The 20,290-nt window shown below is 72.9% G+C and carries 22 protein-coding genes and 1 tRNA gene; 8 read left to right on the top strand and 15 right to left on the bottom strand.

Features of this window, described 5'->3' with window-relative positions:
- Window positions 1-24: 24 nt before the first annotated feature.
- Window positions 25-459 (bottom strand): MarR family winged helix-turn-helix transcriptional regulator, encoded by a 435-nt coding sequence (locus C1N71_RS06510; protein ID WP_137755657.1) that lies wholly within the window; start codon window positions 457-459, stop codon window positions 25-27.
- 37 nt (window positions 460-496) lie between these two features.
- Between C1N71_RS06510 and C1N71_RS06505 the strand changes: the two genes are divergently transcribed.
- Together C1N71_RS06505 and C1N71_RS06500 are read left to right on the top strand one after the other, a co-directional pair.
- Window positions 497-733 carry a hypothetical protein gene (locus C1N71_RS06505; RefSeq protein WP_137755656.1) on the top strand — a complete coding sequence of 79 codons (237 nt, stop codon included), beginning with the start codon at window positions 497-499 and terminating at the stop codon, window positions 731-733.
- 30 nt (window positions 734-763) lie between these two features.
- Entirely contained in the window at window positions 764-1,327 is a 564-nt protein-coding gene (locus C1N71_RS06500; RefSeq protein WP_137755655.1) for an AAA family ATPase, read from the top strand.
- A 60-nt stretch (window positions 1,328-1,387) separates the two neighbouring features.
- Here the strand turns inward: C1N71_RS06500 and ctaF are convergent, their stop codons facing one another.
- The 5 genes from ctaF to C1N71_RS06475 all read right to left on the bottom strand — a co-directional run bounded on the left by ctaF (window position 1,388) and on the right by C1N71_RS06475 (window position 6,446).
- Window positions 1,388-1,807 carry an aa3-type cytochrome oxidase subunit IV gene (ctaF, locus tag C1N71_RS06495; protein ID WP_137755654.1) on the bottom strand — a complete coding sequence of 140 codons (420 nt, stop codon included), beginning with the start codon at window positions 1,805-1,807 and terminating at the stop codon, window positions 1,388-1,390.
- Window positions 1,808-1,810: 3 nt separating this feature from the next.
- Complete coding sequence (ctaD, locus tag C1N71_RS06490; RefSeq protein ID WP_137755653.1) at window positions 1,811-3,529, bottom strand: aa3-type cytochrome oxidase subunit I; 1,719 nt, start codon at window positions 3,527-3,529, stop codon at window positions 1,811-1,813.
- On the bottom strand, window positions 3,529-4,470 hold the full coding sequence (gene ctaC / locus C1N71_RS06485) for an aa3-type cytochrome oxidase subunit II (protein WP_137755652.1): 942 nt from the start codon (window positions 4,468-4,470) through the stop codon (window positions 3,529-3,531). Before ctaC ends, ctaD begins: the two co-directional genes overlap by 1 nt.
- 183 nt (window positions 4,471-4,653) lie before the next feature.
- Window positions 4,654-5,019, bottom strand: coding sequence for a HesB/IscA family protein (locus C1N71_RS06480; RefSeq protein WP_137755651.1), 366 nt, complete (start codon window positions 5,017-5,019; stop codon window positions 4,654-4,656).
- 41 nt (window positions 5,020-5,060) lie between these two features.
- A complete protein-coding gene (locus tag C1N71_RS06475) occupies window positions 5,061-6,446 on the bottom strand; it encodes a dipeptidase (protein WP_137755650.1) in 1,386 nt (461 codons plus the stop codon).
- Between the two features lie 68 nt (window positions 6,447-6,514).
- Between C1N71_RS06475 and C1N71_RS06470 the strand changes: the two genes are divergently transcribed.
- Complete coding sequence (locus tag C1N71_RS06470) at window positions 6,515-7,084, top strand: DUF3043 domain-containing protein (protein WP_137755649.1); 570 nt, start codon at window positions 6,515-6,517, stop codon at window positions 7,082-7,084.
- A gap of 72 nt (window positions 7,085-7,156) precedes the next feature.
- Here the strand turns inward: C1N71_RS06470 and C1N71_RS06465 are convergent, their stop codons facing one another.
- Window positions 7,157-8,350 carry an amidohydrolase family protein gene (locus C1N71_RS06465; protein ID WP_217496043.1) on the bottom strand — a complete coding sequence of 398 codons (1,194 nt, stop codon included), beginning with the start codon at window positions 8,348-8,350 and terminating at the stop codon, window positions 7,157-7,159.
- A gap of 138 nt (window positions 8,351-8,488) precedes the next feature.
- On the opposite strand from C1N71_RS06465, the gene C1N71_RS06460 reads away from it, so the two are divergent.
- The gene (locus tag C1N71_RS06460; RefSeq protein WP_137755648.1) at window positions 8,489-9,451 is read left to right on the top strand and encodes an SDR family NAD(P)-dependent oxidoreductase; all 963 of its coding nucleotides are present in this window, start codon (window positions 8,489-8,491) and stop codon (window positions 9,449-9,451) included.
- A gap of 18 nt (window positions 9,452-9,469) precedes the next feature.
- On the opposite strand, the gene C1N71_RS06455 is transcribed toward C1N71_RS06460, so the two are convergent.
- The 4 genes from C1N71_RS06455 to C1N71_RS06440 form a co-directional block, all read right to left on the bottom strand.
- Window positions 9,470-10,657: an alcohol dehydrogenase catalytic domain-containing protein gene (locus C1N71_RS06455; RefSeq protein ID WP_137755647.1), complete on the bottom strand. Its 1,188-nt coding sequence runs from the start codon at window positions 10,655-10,657 to the stop codon at window positions 9,470-9,472.
- 78 nt (window positions 10,658-10,735) lie between these two features.
- A complete protein-coding gene (locus C1N71_RS06450) occupies window positions 10,736-11,392 on the bottom strand; it encodes a VOC family protein (RefSeq protein ID WP_217496042.1) in 657 nt (218 codons plus the stop codon).
- An 83-nt stretch (window positions 11,393-11,475) separates the two neighbouring features.
- Entirely contained in the window at window positions 11,476-13,167 is a 1,692-nt protein-coding gene (locus C1N71_RS06445) for an ABC1 kinase family protein (protein WP_137755646.1), read from the bottom strand.
- Window positions 13,168-13,217: 50 nt separating this feature from the next.
- Window positions 13,218-13,790, bottom strand: a complete 573-nt coding sequence (locus tag C1N71_RS06440) for a PadR family transcriptional regulator (RefSeq protein WP_441297170.1) — start codon at window positions 13,788-13,790, stop codon at window positions 13,218-13,220.
- Window positions 13,791-13,965: 175 nt separating this feature from the next.
- Between C1N71_RS06440 and C1N71_RS06435 the strand changes: the two genes are divergently transcribed.
- Together C1N71_RS06435 and C1N71_RS06430 are read left to right on the top strand one after the other, a co-directional pair.
- Window positions 13,966-14,331 carry a DUF2200 domain-containing protein gene (locus C1N71_RS06435; RefSeq protein ID WP_137755645.1) on the top strand — a complete coding sequence of 122 codons (366 nt, stop codon included), beginning with the start codon at window positions 13,966-13,968 and terminating at the stop codon, window positions 14,329-14,331.
- A gap of 106 nt (window positions 14,332-14,437) precedes the next feature.
- Window positions 14,438-15,841 carry an HNH endonuclease signature motif containing protein gene (locus tag C1N71_RS06430; protein ID WP_137755644.1) on the top strand — a complete coding sequence of 468 codons (1,404 nt, stop codon included), beginning with the start codon at window positions 14,438-14,440 and terminating at the stop codon, window positions 15,839-15,841.
- A 12-nt stretch (window positions 15,842-15,853) separates the two neighbouring features.
- Here the strand turns inward: C1N71_RS06430 and C1N71_RS06425 are convergent, their stop codons facing one another.
- The gene (locus C1N71_RS06425; RefSeq protein WP_137755643.1) at window positions 15,854-16,204 is read right to left on the bottom strand and encodes a YciI family protein; all 351 of its coding nucleotides are present in this window, start codon (window positions 16,202-16,204) and stop codon (window positions 15,854-15,856) included.
- Between the two features lie 122 nt (window positions 16,205-16,326).
- Here C1N71_RS06425 and C1N71_RS06420 point away from each other — a divergent pair, with 122 nt between their 5' ends.
- Window positions 16,327-17,010, top strand: a complete 684-nt coding sequence (locus C1N71_RS06420) for an SDR family NAD(P)-dependent oxidoreductase (RefSeq protein ID WP_137755642.1) — start codon at window positions 16,327-16,329, stop codon at window positions 17,008-17,010.
- Window positions 17,011-17,041: 31 nt separating this feature from the next.
- Complete coding sequence (locus C1N71_RS06415) at window positions 17,042-17,734, top strand: type 1 glutamine amidotransferase domain-containing protein (protein ID WP_137755641.1); 693 nt, start codon at window positions 17,042-17,044, stop codon at window positions 17,732-17,734.
- Window positions 17,735-17,793: 59 nt separating this feature from the next.
- Here C1N71_RS06415 and C1N71_RS06410 read toward each other — a convergent pair.
- The 3 genes from C1N71_RS06410 to C1N71_RS06400 form a co-directional block, all read right to left on the bottom strand.
- Window positions 17,794-17,869 (bottom strand) — tRNA-Ala (locus C1N71_RS06410).
- A gap of 25 nt (window positions 17,870-17,894) precedes the next feature.
- Window positions 17,895-18,767, bottom strand: coding sequence for an ROK family protein (locus tag C1N71_RS06405; RefSeq protein WP_254678125.1), 873 nt, complete (start codon window positions 18,765-18,767; stop codon window positions 17,895-17,897).
- A gap of 86 nt (window positions 18,768-18,853) precedes the next feature.
- On the bottom strand, window positions 18,854-20,266 hold the full coding sequence (locus C1N71_RS06400; RefSeq protein WP_175414131.1) for a YibE/F family protein: 1,413 nt from the start codon (window positions 20,264-20,266) through the stop codon (window positions 18,854-18,856).
- Window positions 20,267-20,290 lie beyond the last annotated feature (24 nt).

Below are 20,290 nucleotides of genomic sequence, written 5' to 3'. Positions count from 1 at the left end.
CCGCGGGCGCCTGGCGCCGCGGGGTCAGTCGCGCGGACCCGAGAACGGCGCGAGGGCGTCGCGCAGCGCGGCGAGCGCCTCGACCGACATGCCCGTCGCGGCCATCACCTGCTCCGGCACGGTCAGCGCACGTGCCCGCAGCGCCGTCCCCGCGTCCGTGAGGCCGATGTCGAGCACGCGCTCGTCCGAGGCGCTCCGCACGCGCGACAGGAGCCCCTGCGCCTCCAGGCGCCGCACGAGCGGCGAGAGGGTCGCAGGCTCGAGCGCGACGGCTGCCGCGAGATCGCGGAGCGAGCGGGGCGACCGCTCCCAGAGCGCGAGCATGACGAGGTACTGCGGATGCGTGAGGCCGAGCGGCTCGAGGATGGGCCGGTAGATCGCGACGACGTTGCGGGCCGCGGTCACGATCGCGAAGCACACCTGCTCGTCGAGCCGCAGGAGGTCGTCCCGGACGTCCATGCGCACGCTCCCCTCATTCGTGAGTACACTGATCATCATGGCACGAAGGGAATCGCTGCGGACGCGCATCCGCGCCGCGGGCGGCTTCTACCGCTGGTGGAACGCCCGACTCGTCCGCCTCGCCGGGCCCGCGCAGCTCGGCGCATGGGGCGAGGACCGCGAGGGTCGAGCGACGGCGCGCGGCTGCCCCGAGTGCGGCGCCGCCTGGGACGCGCACGAGACCCTCCACGTGCTCGGCCGCGCGAAGCTCGTCTGCCCCGTCGACGCCGCGTAGCCCGCGCACTGCGCTGGTAGCGTCGAGCGGGTGCTCGGACCCGACGACCCCCTCCCCGCACTCCCCGACCGCATCCTCGTCGCCGGCGTCTCCGGCACCGGGAAGACCACCCTCGCCCGTCGCATCGCCGACGCGCTGGACCTCGAGCACGTCGAGATCGACGGCCTCCACTGGGGCGCGGGCTGGACGCCGCGCCCGTCGTTCGTCGCCGACGTCGAGGCGCTCGTGGTGCGCGACCGATGGGTGACCGAGTGGCAGTACCGCGAGGTGCGCGAGCGCCTCGCCGAGCGCGCGCAGCTCATGGTGTGGCTCGATCCGCCCGTCCGCGTCTCGATGGCACGCGTCCTGCGACGGACGCTGCGACGTCGCCTGCGTCGCGAGCGGCTGTGGAACGGCAACGTCGAGCCGCCGCTGCGCACGTTCCTCACCGACCCCGATCACGTGGTGCGGTGGGCCTGGCGCACGCGCCGCACGTACCGCGACCTGCCGGCGCTCGCCGCCGAGCGCCATCCGCACCTCGTGCTCGTGCGGCTGCACAGCCAGGCGGAGGTCGACCGCTGGATGCGCGCCCTGTCGGCAGCTGCGACCCGCTGACCGGGCCCGGGACGACGAACGCCCCGACCGATGCGGTCGGGGCGTTCGTCGTCGTGAGGCTCAGCGGCCGAAGTTGCCGCGGTAGTACTCGTACACCCAGCCGACGAGCATGATGACGACGAGCGCAGCGCCGATCGGCAGCATGAAGACCGAGATCGCCAGGCCCATGAAGGTCAGCATGAGCGCGGCGGCGAGCATGATCGGCCACCACGACCACGGCGAGAAGTGCCCGATCTCGGGGTCGCCGTCGTCGATGAGCGCCGTCTGGTCGTCCTCGGGCAGCGTGCCGCCGGAGGTGCGGTGCACGAGTCCCATGTAGGCGGCGATGAAGGCGGCGAGGATGGCGCACAGGCCCATTCCCAGCGTGCCCACCCACTCGACCTCGCCGGCGTAGGCCAGCGTGTGCCAGATCGTGTAGGCGACGGAGCAGAGCAGGAAGAAGACCGAGAGCGTCCAGAGGATCGCGATGTTGGCGCGCATCGGCTACTTCACCTTGCCTTCGGAGATGTCGATCACGGGTCGCTCCGGGGCGTCCTTGAACGGGCCCACGCCCACCTGCGGACCCACCTCGGGGTGGTGCAGGTCGAACGCCGGCGACTCGCTGCGGATGCGCGGGATCGACGTGAAGTTGTGCCGCGGCGGCGGGCAGCTCGTTGCCCACTCGAGCGAGCGGCCCGAGCCCCACGGGTCGTCGACCGTGACCTTCTCGCCGTGTCGGGCGGTGATGTACACGTTCCAGAGGAACGGCACCATCGAGAAGGCGAGGATGAACGCGCCGACCGTCGACACCTGGTTCATCCAGGTGAAGCCGTCCTCCGGCAGGTAGCTGTAGTAGCGGCGCGGCATGCCGACGACGCCCAGCCAGTGCTGGATGAGGAAGGTCATGTGGAAGCCGATGAACAGGAACCAGAAGTGCACGTGGCCGAGGCGGTCGTTGAGCATCTTGCCGGTCCACTTCGGCCACCAGAAGTAGAAGCCGGCGAACATGGCGAACACGACCGTGCCGAAGACGACGTAGTGGAAGTGCGCGACGACGAAGTAGCCGTCGGACAGGTGGAAGTCGAGCGGCGGCGACGCGAGGATGACGCCCGTGAGGCCACCGAAGACGAAGGTCACGAGGAAGCCGATCGACCACACCATCGGTGCGTCCCACGTGATGGAGCCGCGCCACATCGTGCCGATCCAGTTGAAGATCTTCACGCCCGTCGGCACCGCGATGAGCATCGTCATGAGCGCGAACCACGGCAGGAGCACGGATCCCGTCACGTACATGTGGTGCGCCCAGACCGCGACGGAGAGGGCTGCGATCGCGATCGTCGCGTAGACGAGCGTCTTGTAGCCGAAGATCGGCTTCCGCGAGAAGACCGGCAGGACCTCGGAGATGATGCCGAAGAAGGGCAGCGCGATGATGTACACCTCGGGGTGGCCGAAGAACCAGAACAGGTGCTGCCACAGCAGCACGCCGCCGTTCGACGGGTCGTAGATGTGCGCGCCGAAGAGGCGGTCGGCGGCCATGCCGAACATCGCGGCCGCGAGCACCGGGAAGGCGATGATCACGAGGATCGACGTGATGAGCACGTTCCAGGTGAAGATCGGCATGCGGAACATCGTCATGCCCGGCGCGCGCATCGTCATGATCGTCGTGATGAAGTTCACGCCGCCGAGGATCGTGCCGAAGCCCGACAACGCCAATCCGAGGAACCAGAGGTTCGCTCCCGCGCCTGGCGAGAAGGTCTCGTCGCTCAGTGGCGCGTACGCCGTCCAGCCGAACGAGGCGGCACCCTGGGGCGTGAGGAAGCCGGCGACGGCCATGAGCGAGCCGAACGAGTACAGCCAGTAGGCGAACGCGTTGAGGCGCGGGAAGGCGACGTCGGGCGAGCCGATCTGGATCGGCATGAGCACGTTGGCGAAGCCGGCGAACAGCGGCGTCGCGAACATGAGCAGCATGATCGTGCCGTGCATCGTGAAGAGCTGGTTGTACTGCTCCTTCGTGGGCACGATCTCGAGGCCGGGCTCGAAGAGCTGCGCACGGATGAGCAGCGCCATCACGCCGCCGATGCAGAAGTAGATGAACGACGTGATCAGGTACATGTACCCGATGGTCTTGGCGTCGGTGGAGGTGATCCACTTGACGAGCACGTTGCCCTTGCGCTCGAACCCCTCGGAGCCCATGCGCTCCTCTTGCACGGTTGCGGTGGCCATCACTCGCCTTCCTGATCAGCGGGGGCCTCGGGCGTGGAATCCTCGCCGCCCACCTGGTTCGCCGGGTTCGTGACCGGGTTGAGACCCTGGCCGAACTGCTCGATCGCGGCTTCGTCCGCGAGCACGTTGCCCTCGGCGTCGAGGCTCTCGAGGTACGCGTCGTACTCGGCCTGCGAGACGACCTCGACCTGGAAGAGCATGAGCGAGTGGTACTCGCCGCAGAGCTCGGCGCACTTGCCCTGGAAGACGCCCTCGACGTCGCCCGTCTCGAAGTAGAAGTGGTTCGTCACGCCCGGCAGCGTGTCCTTCTTGTAGAGGAAGTCGACGATCCAGAAGGAGTGCGCGACGTCGCGCGACTCGAGCGTGATCTCGACCGACGAGTTCACCGGGAGGTAGAGCGTGGGGAGCTGCTCGGTGTCGACGCCGCCGCCCTCGAGCTCCTGGCCCTGGATGCCCTGGAAGTACACCGCCTGCTCAGGCGTGCCGTCCGCGCCCTGCTGGGTCTCGTACATGAAGTCCCAGGCCCAGCGCTTGGCGAAGACCGTGATCGACACGTCGGGGTCGTCGATCGGCTCCTCGATCGCGGCCTGGTCGCGCGCGGTGAAGGCGAAGAAGCCGACGACGAGGATCACGGGCACGACCGTGAAGAAGACCTCGATCGGCATGTTGTAGCGCAGCTGCACGGGGAAGCCCGTCTGACCCTTGCGGCGACGGTAGGCGATGCCCGCCCAGAGCATGAGGCCCCACGTGATGACGCCGACCGCGAGGAGGACGATCCAGGACGTCACCCACAGGCCGACGATGCGGTCGACGTGGTTCGTGACGCCGGGGGTCGAGGGCAGCCAGCCCTGCAGCTGCTCCTGCGTGCAGCCCGCGAGCGCGAGCGAGAGCACGCCGACCACGGGGATCGCGAGCCATCGAGAGGGGCGACGAGTGCGCAAGTCAGCTTCCTTACGTATGCCTGCTGTGCACCTCGATCCTAGTACGCGCCCAGGAAGCGCCGAGGACCGGCTGATGGGTGTCGCCCGGCCCGCTGGACGACACGGGCAGCGCCGCTCGGCGTGTCGTCCCCCGCCGTGCACGACGAGGGCCCCGGCGCGTGCGCCGGGGCCCTCGTGGATGCGTCAGTGGAAGCTGTCGCCGCACGCGCACGAGCCTTGCGCGTTCGGGTTGTCGAGCGTGAAGCCCTGCTTCTGGATCGAGTCCTCGAAGTCGATCGTCGCGCCGTCGAGGTAGGGCACGCTCATACGGTCGACGATGACCTCGACGCCGTCGAAGACGCGCACCGCGTCGCCGTCGAGGTACCGCTCGTCGAAGTAGAGCTGGTAGATGAGGCCCGAGCATCCGCCGGGCTGCACTGCGACGCGCAGCCGCAGGTCGTCGCGGCCCTCCTGCTCGAGCAGTCGACGCACCTTGTCGGCGGCGGCGTCGGTGAGCGCGACGCCGTGCTCCTGCTCGACGGCATCCTGCGTGGTCGTGGTGTCGGTCATGCTGCTCCCCTCCACGAGTGCGAACGCACCGTGCGCCTCGATCATTCCACCGTGCGGGCGCTCACGCGAGCGAGCAGCGCCGCCTCGGCGAGGATCGCCTTGCGCAGCACGCCGAGGTGCTGCGACTCGTTGGGGCTGTGCGCCATCGTCTCGGGGTCCTCGACGCCCGTGACGAGGATCTGCGCGGCCGGGAACTGCTCGACGAGCTGCGCGATGAACGGGATGGACCCGCCGATCCCCTGCAGCACGGGCTCCGCACCCCACGCCTCGGCCATCGCCGCCTGCGCGTCGCTCGCAGCCCAGCCGTCGACGTCGACGAGCACGGGCTCGCCGAGGTCGACGTCGGACACGTCGAGACGTGCGCCGAACGGCGCGTGGCGCTCGAGGTGCGCGCGGATGGCATCGAAGGCCGACTGCGCGGACTGGCCGGGCGCGATGCGGGCCGAGACGCGCACGGCGACCTCGGGCAGCAGCGTGTTCGAGGCGTCGGCGACGCTCGGCGCATCCATGCCGGTGATCGTGATCGAGGGCTGGAACCACTGGCGCGACAGCACGCTGCCCGTGCCGATCGACTGCACGCCGTCGAGCAGCGCCGCCTCCTCGCGCAGCTGCTCCTCGGAGCGCTCGGGCGTCGGGCCGTCGTGGCTCGTCAGCCCCTCGACCGCGACGGAGCCCTCGGCGTCCCACAGCGTGTCGAGGAGGCGGATCGCGGCGAGCATCGCGTCGGGCACCGCGCCGCCGTACATGCCCGAGTGGCTCGCGTGCTCGAGCGTGCGCACCGCGAGGCGGAAGGTGACGTTGCCGCGCAGCGCGACGGTGAGCGAGGGGACCTCGGTCGACCAGTTGTCGGAGTCGGCGACGACGATGACGTCGGCGGCGAGCGTCTCGGCGTGCGTCCGCAGGAAGCGACCGAACGAGCGCGAGCCGAACTCCTCCTCGCCCTCGACGAAGACGACGATGCCGAGGTCGGGGTCCGGGTGCGTCTCGGCGAACGCGCGCAGCGCCGCGACGTGCGTCATGACGCCGGCCTTGTCGTCGGAGGCGCCGCGACCGTAGAGCCGCTCCCCCGCCTCGGTCGGCTCGAACGGCGGCGTGCGCCACAGCGCCTCGTCGCCCCACGGCTGCACGTCGTGGTGCGCGTAGAGCAGCACCGTGGGGGCTCCGTTCCGGGGCGCACGGCGCGCGAGGACCGCCGGCTGGCCCTCGCGGCCCTGCTCGTCGTCGACCTGCTCGATGCGCACCTCGTCGAACAGCCCCGTGCCGGCGACGAGCTCGCGCACGGCGGCGGCGCTCGCCGCGACGTGCGCGCGGTCGTACGCGGCCCACGAGACGCTCGGGATGCGCACGAGGTCCTTGAGGTCGCCGACCGCGCGGTCGAAGCCTGCGTCGACGGCGGAGCGGAGCTGGTCGAGATGTGCGGGAGCCATGCATCCGATCCTAGGAGCGGGCCTCGGCGGTACGATGGGGGCTTCCGCAACGACGTCAGGATCCGCACGTGCCGCTCTTCTCGAAGCCCAAGGACGTGGTCGTGCCCCAGGAGCCCGTGAAGACCACGGGCAAGGGCACCGCCACCCCCAAGCGCAGCCAGCAGGTCGCGCGCAACCAGCGCCCGCTGGTGCCGACGGACCGCAAGGAGGCCAAGCGCGAGTCCCGCGAGCAGATGGCCCGGCTCCGCGAGGAGCAGCGTCGCGGCTTCGAGCGCGGCGACGAGCGCTACCTGCCCGCACGCGACAAGGGCGAGGTCCGTCGCTACGCGCGCGACTACGTCGACGCGCGCCTCAACGTCGCGATGCTCATGATCCCCGCGATGATCGTCGTCATCATCCTCACGTTCTTCGAGTCGGTCGACGTGCGGCTCATCGCCAACGTCGTGCTGTGGGCGTTCATCGCCGTGGCCGTGCTCGACTGCCTCCTGCTGGGCTTCCTGCTGAAGCGCCGCATCACGGCGAAGTTCGGCCCGGGGCACACGAAGGGCGTCGCCTGGTACGCGTCGATGCGCGCCGCGCAGCTGCCCTTCATGCGCATGCCGAAGCCGCAGGTGCGGCTGTTCCAGTTCCCCGAGTGATCGGACGCTGACGCGTGAGGGCGCCCGCCGCGACGGCGGGCGCCCTTCGTCGTCGCGGCGGCGCGCGACGCGTCAGGCGGTCGCGACGACGCGGCCGCCCGCGACGACCGTGCGCCGCTCCGGCAGCCGCACGAGCGCATCCATCGCGTGCTCGGCGTCGACGAGCACGACGTCGGCGCGCGCCCCCACGACGAGGTCGTGCACGTCGCGACCGACCGCCCATGCGCCGTCGCTCGTCGCGAGCCGCACGGCGGCGAGCAGGTCCTCGTCGCGCACGAGGCTCGAGGCGCGCGCGTACTGCCTGGCGATGCTCAGGGTGTCGCCGTCGCCGTAGGGGCTCCAGAGGTCGCGGATGCCGTCGGTGCCGAGCCCGAGCCGCACGCCCGCATCGGCGAGCTCGTGCATGGGCAGCTGCGGCAGGCGCAGCGGCGCGACGCTCGTCATCGCGACACCCTGCTCCCCCATGCGGCGGAGCAGCTCGGCTCGCCGCTCGGGTTGCAGCTGCGCGACGGCGAAGCCGTGGGCGATGACGACGCGGCCCTGCAGGCCCAGGCGCTCGACGCGCTCGAGCACGAGCTCGATCTGGAAGGCGCCGAGCTCGGCCGGGTCGTGGAGGTGGATGTCGACGCCGACGCCGAGGTCGGCCGCGAGGCCGAGCACGAGATCGACCTGGCCGACGGGATCGCGGTCGATCGAGGCGGGGTCGAGGCCTCCGACGTGCACGGCGCCCGCCTCGACGGCGTCGCGCAGCAGCCGATCGACGCCGGGGCGCCGCAGGACGCCGTCCTGCGGGAAGGCCACGATCTGCACGTCGAGGGCGCCGCCGTAGGCGGCAGCCGCCTCCTGGACGGCCTCGATGCCCGCCAGGCCGATGCCGAGGTCGACGTCGACGTGGCTGCGGATCGCCGTCGTGCCGTGCCGCACGAGCTCGCGCAGCACGCGCGCCGTGATCTCGGCGGACGGGATGCCGAGCTCGCCGCGCCGCTCCCGCTCGTGCCGGATGCGGCCGTCGGTGCCGCCCTCGCCGCCGTAGGACTGCCACGGCAGCCCCCACCACGACTTGTCGACGTGCGCGTGCGCGTTCACGATGCCCGGCAGCGCGCACAGCCCCTCGCCGTCGATGACGACGCCCTCGTGGCGCGGTGCCGTGCCATGCGGGTGGAGGGCAGCGATCGTCGTGCCCTCGACGTCGAGGTCGACGGCGTCGCCGCCCCACGGGCGCACGTTCGCGAGCCTCGTGATCGGCATCGTCTCGTGCTGCTGCATGCGCGCGCTCCCTCCCGGCGTCATCCCGCCCGACTCCGTCGCGGGTGCGACATCCAGCGTAGGAGCCAGCCGTCGCGACGCTGCCCGCCGTCGTCAAGGGTCTGCGCCGAGCGGCCGGGCCGCGCGTACGGTCGCCCGATGGTGTCCCTGCGCTCCCCCTCCCGCTCGCCCCGCGTCGCCGTCGTCGCCGGCGGATCCCGTGGGCTCGGCCTGCTCATCGCGCTCGAGCTCGTGCGCCGCGGCTGGAGCGTCGCGGTCTGCGCGCGCGGCGAGGTCGACGTCGAGCACGCCCTCCGTCGGCTCGAGCGCGCTGCGCGTGGCCGGGCACGGATGCACGGCAGCGTGTGCGACGTCGCGTCCGCATCGGCCACGCGCTCCTGGATCGAGTCGGTCGAGCACGATCTCGGGCCGATCGACGCCGCGTTCGCGGTCGCCGGCGTCATCGACGCGGGTCCGGCCGAGACGATGCGCGTCGAGGACTTCGACCTCGCGATCGACGTCATGCTGCGCGGGCCCATCCATGTCGCCTGGGCGGTCCTGCCGGGCATGCGGCGTCGCCGGCGCGGCCGCATCGGCATCGTGTCGAGCATCGGCGGCGCCGTCTCGGTGCCTCACCTGCTCCCCTACGCGGCGGCGAAGGCCGGAGCGATCGGCTTCGCCGAGGGGCTCGCGACGGAGCTCGCCGGCACCGGCGTCACGGCGACGACGATCGTGCCCGGGCTGATGCGCACCGGCGGGCACGAGGCCGCGCGCTTCCGCGGACGCGCGTCGCGCGAGGCCGCCTGGTTCACCGCCGCCGCCTCCCTGCCGCTCCTCTCCACGTCAGCGCCGCGCGCGGCGCGCCGGATGGTCGACGGGGTCCTGGCCGGCCGTACGCACGTACGGCTGCCGTGGTGGACGCATGTCGCGATGCGGGTGCACGGCGTCGCGCCCGCGACGACGGTGCGCGTCGCCGGACTCGTCGGTCGTCTGCTGCCGGGCGCGGGGTCGCGGCCCGACGCGCCGACGCCCGGTCGCCGCGTCTCTGCCGCACGCCGCACGGCTGCGCTCACCGTGCTCGGCGCGCGGGCTGCGCGACGGCACGGCACGCGCGAGCGCTGAGCACGGCGTCGAGCGCGCCTAGGTGCGATGCAGCTCGGGCTTCAGCACGACCTTGATGCAGCCGTCCTCCTTGCGCTGGAACGTCCGGTAGGCGCCCGGCGCCTCGTCGAGCGGCAGGCGATGCGTCGCGAGCGACTCGAGGCCCAGCACGTCGCCGTCCTCCTCGACGATCGGCAGCAGATCGTCGACCCATCGCTGCACGTCGCACTGCCCCATGCGCAGCTGCAGGCCCTTGTCGAACATGACGCGCATCGGCATCGGGTCCGCGGCGCCGCCGTAGACGCCGGAGATCGAGACCGTCCCGCCGCGGCGCACCGCGTCGATCGCGAGCATGAGCGCTGCGAGCCGGTCGATGCCGCCCTGCTCGATCGCCGCCTGCGCGATCGGCTTCGGCAGCCGGCTCGCGACGCTGATGGCGGCCGAGGCGACGGGGTTGCCGTGCGCCTCCATGCCGACGGCCTCGACGACCGCATCCGGACCGCGTCCGTCGGTCGCGTCGCGCATCGCCTGCGCGGCGTCCTCGACGTCGACGGCCGTCGCGCCCCACTCCTCGGCGAGCGCGCGCCGCTCGGGCTGCGGATCGACGCCGATCACGCGGATGCCGCGTCGCCGTGCAAGGCGCACGACGAGCTGTCCGACGGGCCCGAGGCCCACGACGCCGAGCGTGCCACCGTCGGCGACGTCCGCGTACTGCAGCGCCTGGTAGGCGGTCGGCAGGATGTCCGAGAGGTACAGGTATCGCTCGTCGGGATGCTCGGTGCCGACGACGATCGGCCCGACGTCGGCGAACGGCACGCGCAGTCGCTCCGCCTGCCCGCCCGGCACGGCGCCGTACATCGACGTGTAGCCGAACAGCGACGCCCCTGTGCCCTGCTCGCGGTTCTGCGTCGTCTCGCACTGCGAGAAGCGCTGCCGCTCGCACATCCAGCAGCTGCCGCAGGCGATGACGAACGGCACGACGACGCGGTCGCCCACCTGCAGCCTCGTCACGCCGTCGCCGACCTCCTCGACGACGCCCATCGTCTCGTGCCCGAGGACGTCGCCGGGGCGCAGGTACGGCGCGAGGACGCGGTAGAGGTGGAGGTCGGACCCGCAGATCGCGGTCGACGTGACGCGGACGATCGCGTCGGTCGGCTGCTCGATGCGGGGGTCATCGACCTCCGCGATCCGGACGTCCTCGATGCCGTGCCAGGTGAGTGCTCGCATGGCGGCGAGGCTAGGGACGGCCGCGCCGACGGACGACCCCGTCGACAGCGGTGCCCCGGATGTGCGACGCGGGAGGGCTCAATCCCTGCCCTGCCACGTGCAGATGCACGCCTTGTTGCCCTCGGCGTCCGCGAGCACCCAGAACGACGGCGCGGCGCCGTCGTCGACGAGGGTGCCGCCCGCCGCGAGCGCCGCCGCGATGCGCTCCTGGGCCACGTCATGCGGCACCGACACGTCGAGGTGGAAGCGCTGTCGATCCGGTGCCGTGGCGTCGGAGTGCTGGAACCAGAGCGACGGCCCGCGGCCGGCGGGGTCGGTGACGTCGTCGTCGCTCGCGTCGTAGCCGAGCACGGCCTGCCAGAAGGGCAGCACGGCCGACGTCGCCGGCGTGTCGAGCGCGAGCTCGAGGAGCTGCGGCGCCGTCGGCTCCGCAGCGGCACCGGCCGCGGCGGCGAGCTCGGAGATGCGGCGGGCGAGCCGCACGTCGCGCTGCGTGACGCCGCGCACGTCGTGGCTCACGAGCGTCACGGTCACGTGGGGGTAGCGCAGGTCGACGTCGGGGTGGTGGTCGGCCTCGTCGGCGACGCGGGCGATCTCGCCGACGAGGCGGGCGCCGGTGGAGAGGTCGCCGGTGGCGAAGCGCGCCACGAGCCTGCCGAGCACGAGCCGCCAGTCGCCGAGCCCCTCCTCGAGCACCTGCTGGCCGGTCAGGGTCGTGCGGTCCTCGTCGGACACGATGCCTCCTCGGGTCGGATGGGATGCGGTCCCCTTCCTACTCGCGACCCCGACGCCGCACCAGGGCGCGCGGGCCCGAGCGATCAGCGCCAGCGGTCGAGGAGGCTGCCGAGCACGGCGTGCGCGAACGGCGCGATCGCCACGACCATGAGCACGGTGCCGAAGCCGACGCCGTCGCCCTGCAGCACGGCCCCACCGACGAGCAGGCCCGCGAACAGCACCGCCGACACGATGCGACCCTGGCCGCGGTCGACGCGCTCGAGCCTGCGCTCGAGCCGCGGCGTCGCGACCTGCAGCCGCCCCTCCTCGATGCGCGTCACCGCGGCGTCGATGCGCTGCGGCAGCCCCGCGGCGACGCGTGCGGCGTCGATCGTCTGCCGCGCGACGTCCTGCACGACGTTGCCGCGCTCCTCCTGCAGCAGTCGCGACGCGAAGGGCTCGACGGCGTCCCAGATGTTGAAGGCGGGATCGAGCGACGAGCACACGCCCGACGTCAGCGACATGGCACGGATGACGAGCAGCATGTCCTCGGGCAGCTGGAACGGCAGCGTGCGCAGCAGCTCCTGGAACTCGATCGCGAAGGCGCGGAACTCACGCGGGTCGACCTCGCGGAGCTCGGCGAAGCCCATGCCGCCGAAGCGCGCGAACGCCTGCGTCATGGCACGCTCGAGCTCGGCCGTGTCGGCCGACGGCAGCAGGACGCCGATGTCGCGGATGCCGTCCACGAGGCCCTTGCCGTCGCGCGACGCCGCCGCGATGAGCATGCGCCGCAGGCCGCGCCTCGTCGTCGGCGGGACCGCGCCCATCATCCCGAAGTCGATGAACGTCAGCCGCCAGCGCGGCCGGCCCTCGGCGTCCGTGCCGCCGAGCGGCGTGACGAAGACGTTGCCCGGGTGCGGATCGGCGTGGAACCAGCCGTGCGTGAACAGCTGCGCGAACATGGTGGTGGCGAAGCGGTGCGCGACGTCGGCCGGCGCGATGCCGACAGCCTGCAGCGCCGCGTGGTCGGTGATCTTGATCGCCGTCACGTCCTGCAGCGTCAGCACGCGCCGCGCCGTGCGCTCCCACACCACCTCCGGCGCACCGACGCCGTCGTCGGCGGCGAAGAGCTCGGCGAAGCGCTCCGCCGACTGCGCCTCGTGGAGGTAGTCGATCTCCTCGTCGCTCGTGCGCGCGAACTCCTCGACGAGCGCGGGCATGTCGGCCCGGTCCGAGACGAGGCGGAAGCGGCTGAGCCAGCCGCCCACGCGCCGCAGCGCGGCGAGGTCGGTCGCGACGACGTTGGCGATGCCGGGCCGCTGCACCTTCACGACCGCCTCGCGGAAGCCCGCGATCGCGGCGTCGGCATCGGTGAGCGTCGCGCGATGCGCCTGCCCGAGCGACGCGGCGGCGATCGGCGCGTCCTCGACGTCGGCGAACGCGCGGGCGAGCGGCATCCCGAGCTCGCCCTCCGCCTCGGCGCGGATGTCGGGGCCGGGCACCGCCGGCACCTCGTCCTGCAGCCCCTCGAGCTCCTTCGTGATCTCCGGCGGCAGCACGTCGAGGCGCGAGGACATGAACTGCCCGACCTTGATCATGAGTCCACCGAGCTCGATGGCGAAGTCGTGGAAGCTGCGGGCGAAGCGCGTCATGCGCCGCGATCGGCTGCGCGCGGCGAGCCGCGCGAGGCCGATGCGGGGCATGGCGATCTCGAACCACCACGTCACCGCGAGGTGCCGGGCGGCGAAGCGCAGGATGCGGCGGTACCGGGCGCGGGAGGGCGTGGACGCATCCATCGCACCTCCCCGCGCCCCGGTCGCGCCGGGCGTCGTGCTCAGGTCCGCGCTCAGTCGCGAGCGAGGATCGCGTAGAGCCTACGGCGCGCGTCCTCGAGGATGTCGACGGCCTCCTGCACCTGCTGCGGCGTGCCGGTGCGTCCCACCTGCGCCGCAGCCTGCGCGAGCTCGAAGCCCGCCTTGGGCAGTGCCGAGAAGCCGGGACCCTCGCGCTCATCCGTGGCCTCGAACGGCGCGGGCTGCTCGGTCGCGGCGTCGGCCACGACACGACCCTCGTCGGTGAGGGCGTAGGTCTTGCGACCGCCGGCCTCCTCGGCCGCGATGAGACCCTCGTCGGCGAGCAGCTGCAGCGTCGGGTAGACCGAGCCGGGGCTCGGGCGCCACGCGCCGCCGGAGCGCTGCTCGATCTCGGTGATGAGCTGGTAGCCGTGCATCGGGCGCTCGCGCAGCAGCGCGAGCACCGCCTGGCGCACGTCGCCGCGTCCCATGCGCGAGCCTGGCGCCTTGCGCTCGAACTGGCTGCGGAGATGCTCCATCGCCTCCCACATGCCGCCGTGGCGGCCCATGCGGAAGTCGCGGCCTCCGCCGAAGCCGTACCGACCCTGATCTTGGTAGCCGTGCATGATCGTCCCCTCCCGCCGACCTCGTGCGTCGCGAGCCGCGACAGTCGGCGATGCATCGACGATATGTCGTCGAGGGCGCTCGGCGACAGGGGGTTCGCCCTGGGCGGAGGAATGCGATCGGCAGGATGCGGACGAGGCGCTGGCGCCGTCGGACGGTCACCAGGATCATGGGCGCATGGCCGAGCACCGGATCTTCCGCATGCCGTTCGCGAGCGTGTACCCGCACTACGTCGCGAAGGTGGAGCGCAAGGGTCGCACCGTCGCCGAGCTGCACGAGGTCATCGCGTGGCTCACCGGCTACGACGAGGCCGGGATCGCCACGGCTCTCGCCGACGAGCGATCGTTCCGCGACTTCTTCGGACTGGCGCCCGTCATGCATCCGGCCGCCGCCGCGATCACCGGCGTGATCTGCGGCGTGCGCGTCGAGGACATCGACGATCCGCTCACGCAGCAGATCCGATGGCTGGACAAGCTCGTCGACGAGCTCGCGAAGGGCCGGCCGATGGAGAAGGTGCTGCGTCAGGTGCCCGCGGCGTCCTGAGGCCCGGTCGATCCTCGGGCGACCGGTCTCCATGCTGTGAGGTCGCTCCGAAGTTCGAACATACGTTCGAATCCGGGGTATCCTGAAGTCCGAGAGGCGGTGCGGGATGCGAGCGCAGGGGGAGGTCGAGACGGCGGTCGTCGACGCGCTCGTGACCGGCGATCTCACTGCCTCGAGCCTCGTCGACGCCGAGGTGCTCGTCGCGATCGACGAGCTCGCGGCGCGTCGCCGACGCATCGACGCCGCCATCGTCGCGCTCGCCGGCGAGGCCGCAGCGCGATCGGAGGGCAGACCGGCCGAGGAGTCGCTCGTGCGACGCGCCGGCCACCGGTCGACGCCCGAGCTGCTGCAGCACCGCATCGGCGTGCGCGCTCGCGAGGCGCGCATCCTCTGCGAGGTCGCCGACGCGACGCGGGCGGGCGTGGCGCTGTCGGGCGGCGACGTGCCCGTGCCGTTCCCCGCGGTCGCGGCCGCCGTCGCCGCCGGATGGATCGCGGTGCCGCAGGCGCATGCGATCGTCGAGCGGCTGCGTGCGTCGAGCGCGCGCGTCGACGTCGAGTCGCTGCACCTGGCGGAGCGCGACCTCGTCGACCGCGCGACCGGCGGCCACGACGACGACGAGGCGGCGATGGTGCCGGAGCACCTGGGGGTGCTCGCGAGGCGCTGGCTCGCGCACCTCGACCCCGACGGCGACGAGCCGCGGCTCGCCGACCAGCTCGAGCAGCGCTTGCTGCGGCTGCGCACGCTCGCCGACGGCTCGATCGACGGGCGCTTCCGATGCACGGCCGAGCAAGGCGAGCGCATCATCACCGCCCTCGACGCGCACGTGCGGCCACGGCGCGTCTCCTTCGACGACCCGGCGACCGACGCGGCCGAGGCGTCCGAGGAGGCGAGCGACGCGCGCACCCTCGACCAGCGGCGCATGGATGCGCTCGTGGCGATGGTCTCCCGGCATGCGGAGCTCGCGTCGCCGCGCGTCGCGGGCGAGGCGCCGACGCTCACGATCGCCGTGCACGAGGACGCACTGCACGGCCGGCCCCGCACGCCCGACGACGGGCCCATCGCGGTGCGCAGTGGCGAGGCGATGCCGACGGCCGCTGCCGCCCGCATCCTCTGCGACGGCTTCGTGCAGGCGCTCGTGCTCGACGACCGCGGCGAGCCGCTGCGGCAGGGGCGTCGTCAGCGCCTCTTCACCCTCGCGCAGCGTCGGGCGATCGTCGCTCGCGATCGGCACTGCCGCGCACCCGGCTGCACCGCGCCGCCGGGCTGGTGCGAGACGCACCACGTCACGCGCTGGGCCGATGGCGGCCGCACCGACGTCGAGGACGGCATCCTGCTCTGCCAGCACCACCACACCGAGGTGCATCGCGGTGCGCTGCGCGTCGAGCCGGGCGAGCCGCCCGCGGCAGCCGGCCCACCGACGCCCGGCACCCGCCAGACGGGTCGACGGTGGCGCGTGCGATCGACGCTGCCGCGCCGACCTCGCTCGCGCGTGCCGCTCAGGACGTGACGGCGCGGGTCCTCACTCCCTCGTCGACTCGGGATCGTCCCCGAACTGCCGCAGCTCCTGCGGGCAGCGGCAGGCGGTCGCGAGCCTGGCCGCCCATGCCTCGGCCGCGGCACGATCCGGCAGGTCGAGGATCGCGTAGCCGCCCTCGAGACGCGCCGTCTGCGGATACGTGCCGGGCGTGACGGCGCCATCCGCCGCCACGCGCACCGGCGGCACCGATTCGTCGATGCCGCCCGCGAAGACGTAGACGCCCGCGGCCTTCGCGTCGCGGATCACCTGGTGCGACTCCTCGACCACGCGGTCCCACTCGCCGTCGGCGACCTGCATCTCGCCGCTCGGGAAGGAGATCAGGAAGCACGGCATGGGCGACTCCTCTCGTCATGGCGGAGCCTACGCCCGCGGCGCTTGCGAGTGGCAGGGCGCAGGAGCACGCTCGATGACGTCGACGGCTGCGAGTCCGGGTCGTCGCCGCGCAGGAGGCACCCATGACGCTCGCACTCGTCACCGGCGCCGGTCGCGGGATCGGCCGCGCGATCGTGCAGCAGCTCGTCGATCGCGAGCATCGCGTGATCGCGACCGCTCGACGCCTCGACGTCCTCGAGGGTCTCCGCTCCGAGGTCGTCGAGACCGCGCTCGTCGACCTCGACGCCGATGACGTCGGCGCGCAGACGATCCCGGCGATCGCCGAGCGGCCGCTCGACCTCCTCGTGCTGAATGCCGCTCGCTTCTCGCCGTGGGACGAGCGCGCCGCCGACGCCGATCTCGACGTCGCGCGCGGCGTGCTCGCGACGAACGTGCTCGGCTCGTGGGCGGTCGTGCAGGCGGCCCTGCCGGCGCTGCGGGCTGCGCGCGGCACCATCGTCGGCGTCGGCAGCGGCTCGGGCTCACACGGCGACCCGCAGTTCGGGCTCGCGGTCAACCCCGGTGCCGCGAGCTACGCCGTCTCGAGGGCCGCGCTGCACGCGCTGCTGCACCGACTGTCGGCGGAGCTCGCGCCCGACGGCATCCGCGTCTTCGCGACCGATCCCGGACTCACCGCCACCGCCCCGGGCATGGTCGAGATGGGCGCGCGGCCCGTGGAGGACGGCGCGCGCAGCGTCCTCGCACCGCTCGACGGGCGGGTCGAGCCCGGCACGCTCGCACGAGACGGGCGCCCGCTGCCCTGGTGACCCAGCGCCTGGCGCGCGGCAAGATGGGGGCATGGCCAAGCGCGTCCTCCACGTCGTGACCACCGTCGATCGGATCGGCGACGCCAGGCACCCGACGGGGCTGTGGCTAACGGAGCTGACGCACGCGTGGCAGGTCTTCGAGGAGGCGGGCTTCGAGCAGCTGCTCGTCTCCTCTGGCGGCAGCGCCGTGCCGCTCGACCCGCGCTCGCTCGCGTTCCCCGCGCTCGACGCGACGGCGAAGGCATGGCAGGCGGACACGGCGCGCATGGCGCTGCTCCAGCGGCCCGCAGCGCCCGCGCAGATCGACGCGGGCGACTTCGACGCCATCCTCTACGCCGGCGGCCACGGCGCCATGGTCGACCTGCCCGCCGACCCGGGCCTGCAGCGGCTCGCGGCGAGCATCTGGGAGCACGGCGGCGTCGTCGCCTCCGTCTGCCACGGCGTCTGCGGCCTGCTCGACGTGTCGCTGCCCGACGGATCGCTGCTCGTCGGCGGCCGGCGCTTGACGGGCTTCTCCTCGACGGAGGAGCGCCTGGCCCGACTGGCCGACGTCGTGCCCTTCGACGTCGAGGCCGCGCTGCGCGAGCGCGGCGCTCGCTACGCCAAGGCCGTCCTGCCGATGGTGCCGTACGTCGTCACCGACGGCCGGCTCGTGACGGGGCAGAACCCGGCTTCCGCGAACACGACGGCGAGGCGCGTCGTCGAGGTGCTCGCGGCGTCCTAGCCAGCGGCGATCCTTGCGGGAACGACGAGAGCCCCGCCGACCGGCGGGGCTCTCGTGGTTGGTGGATCTGAGGGGACTCGAACCCCTGACCCCCTGCATGCCATGCAGGTGCGCTACCAGCTGCGCCACAGACCCGTGCTGCCGAAGCAACCCTACGAGACTACACCACGTCCACGCCCCGACCGAACCACGCGGCACCGAGCAGCGGAGCCGTGTCGCCGAGCGCGGCGCGCTCGAGCCGGCCGCTCCAGCCGTCGAGGCCCGCGAGCACCGCGGGCTCGACGAGATCCCACGAGCGCGACATCGACCCGCCGATCACGAGCACCTCGGCGTCGAACCGCTCGAGCCACGGACGGATGACCTCGCCCACGGCCGCGAACCCGCTCGCGAGCACGGATGAGGCCGCGGCCTCGCCGCCGCGCGCGGCGATCGCGAGCTCATGCACGTCGCGCTCCACGCCCGTCGCAGCGATGCCCGCCGCCATGAGCGCGCGCCGCGAGACGACCTCCTCGATGGGCAGGCCGCGCAGCGTCGCGAAGTGGATCTCGCCGTCGAGCGGCACCGAGTCGCCGTCGTCGACGGGCACGCCGTCGGCGACGAACGCGCTCCCGAGGCCCGTGCCGAGCGTGAGGAGCACGGCGCGGCTGGAGCCCTGGGCCGCCCCGGCGAACCACTCCCCGAGCCCGTACGCGTCGGCGTCGTTCACGAAGCGCACGTCGGCGTCGAGGGCCGCACGCAGCGCCGTGCCCACGTCGACGCCGTCGAGGCTGTCGAACTTGCCCACGTCGCGGAATCGGCCGACGCCAGAGGCGTAGTCGAACGGGCCGGGCATCGCGACGACCCAGTCGCCCTCGACGGGCCCCAGCAGCCTCGCGGCGTCGATCCACGCCCCGAGGAGCGACTCGGCCGTGCCGTGCGCGTCGGGGTGCCCGCGATGCTCGGCGAGGACGCCGTGCGACGCGAGGTCGACGAGGGCCGCGGTCACGTGCGTGCCCCCGACCTCGAGCACCGGCACGACCTGCTGCTGCGTCACCGCACGACTCCTTCTCCGTCGCTCCCGCGGCGACCAGCGTCACGATCGTAGACCGGCGCGCCTGCGACGGCCGGGCGGGCGCGCCCTCAGCGCTGCCTGCGGACCTCGTCCTCGGCGGCAGGGTCGGGGCGCTCGTCGGCGCGCAGGCCCCCGCCGGACTCGACGGCGAGCACGTCGACGACCTCGACGTCGCCCGTCGTCGCGTCGATCGCCGCCTCCTCCTCGACCTCCTCGAGCTCCTGCGGCGACGGCACGACGACCGCCGCGATCGCGGTCGTGATCGGGATGGCGAGGACGAGGCCGATGGATCCGACGAGCGTGCGCACGATCTCCTCCGCGACCTGGCCCGTCGTCCACCCGACGTTGCCCGGCGAGTCGGTCAGCACCATGATCATGAGCACGGGCAGCGCCGCGCCGACGTAGGCGAACGCGATCGTGTACACCGTCGAGGCGATGTGGTCGCGGCCGATGCGCATGGCGCGCGCGAACAGCTCGGCGCGCGACGCGAGCGGCGAGGCCGCGCGCAGCTCCCACACCGCGGACGCCTGGGTGATCGTCACGTCGTTGAGCACGCCCATGCCGGCGAGCACGAGCCCGCACAGGAAGACCTGCTGCAGGTCGAGGTCGGCACGGATGAGCAGCAGTCGCGAGTCCTCGGTCGCCGTGCCCGTGATGCTCGTGCCCTGCGTCGCGATCCAGCCGATCGCCGCGGTGAACGCGAGCCCGATGAGCGTGCCGAGCAGGGCGGTCGACGTCCTCGCCGTGAAGCCGTGCGCGACGTAGAGCACGATGAACATGACGACGGCGCTCGTCACGAGCGCCACCGGCAGCCCCGGCTGGCCCGTGAGCAGCGCCGGCAGGGTGAAGAGCAGGATCATCGCGCCCGCGCCGACGAGGCCGGCGATCGCCGCGAGCCCCCGCCAACGCGCGACGAGCGCCACGACGAGCAGGTAGGCGATCGCGAGGATCCACAACGGGATCTCGCGGGCGAAGTCGACGAAGACGTACGGGCTGCCGTACAGCGCTGCCTCGGGGATGTAGAGCACGCGCAGCTGGTCGCCAGGGCCGATCGAGTCGATGACCTCGGGGGGCACCGTGACGGTGATCGCCTCGCCGTCGAGCGTCGCGTCGACGATCTGCGACGCCGGATCGGGCGAGCCGGTCGCCTCGACCTGCAGCACCTCGGCGCCGGCGGCCGCGAACGGCAGGGACGCGGGCATCTCGTCCTCGTGCGGCCACAGCAGCGCCATGCCGACGAGGGCGACGAGGAGCAGCGGCCCGAGCAGCGCCGCGAGCACGACCCTCGTGCGCGGCGTCGTGGGCGCGACGGGCCCGTGGGCGTGTCCGTGCGGCGCGTCGTGCGCGGCACGGTCGTCGCGGCGAGTCAGCCGGTCGCGCAGCCGCTCGCGCCGACGCACCTCCGCGTCGAGCGCCGGGTCGTCGTCGTGGCCGTCGTCCTCGTGCCGCGGCCCGTGCTGCAGCCCGCCATGCCGTCCCATGCGCCTCCCGCCCATCCGCGGCGA

The organism is Agrococcus sp. SGAir0287 (assembly GCF_005484985.1).
Classification (GTDB): Bacteria; Actinomycetota; Actinomycetes; order Actinomycetales; family Microbacteriaceae; genus Agrococcus.
Note: the sequence above shows the minus strand (reverse complement) of the source record. Positions and strands in the feature narration are given on the sequence as shown.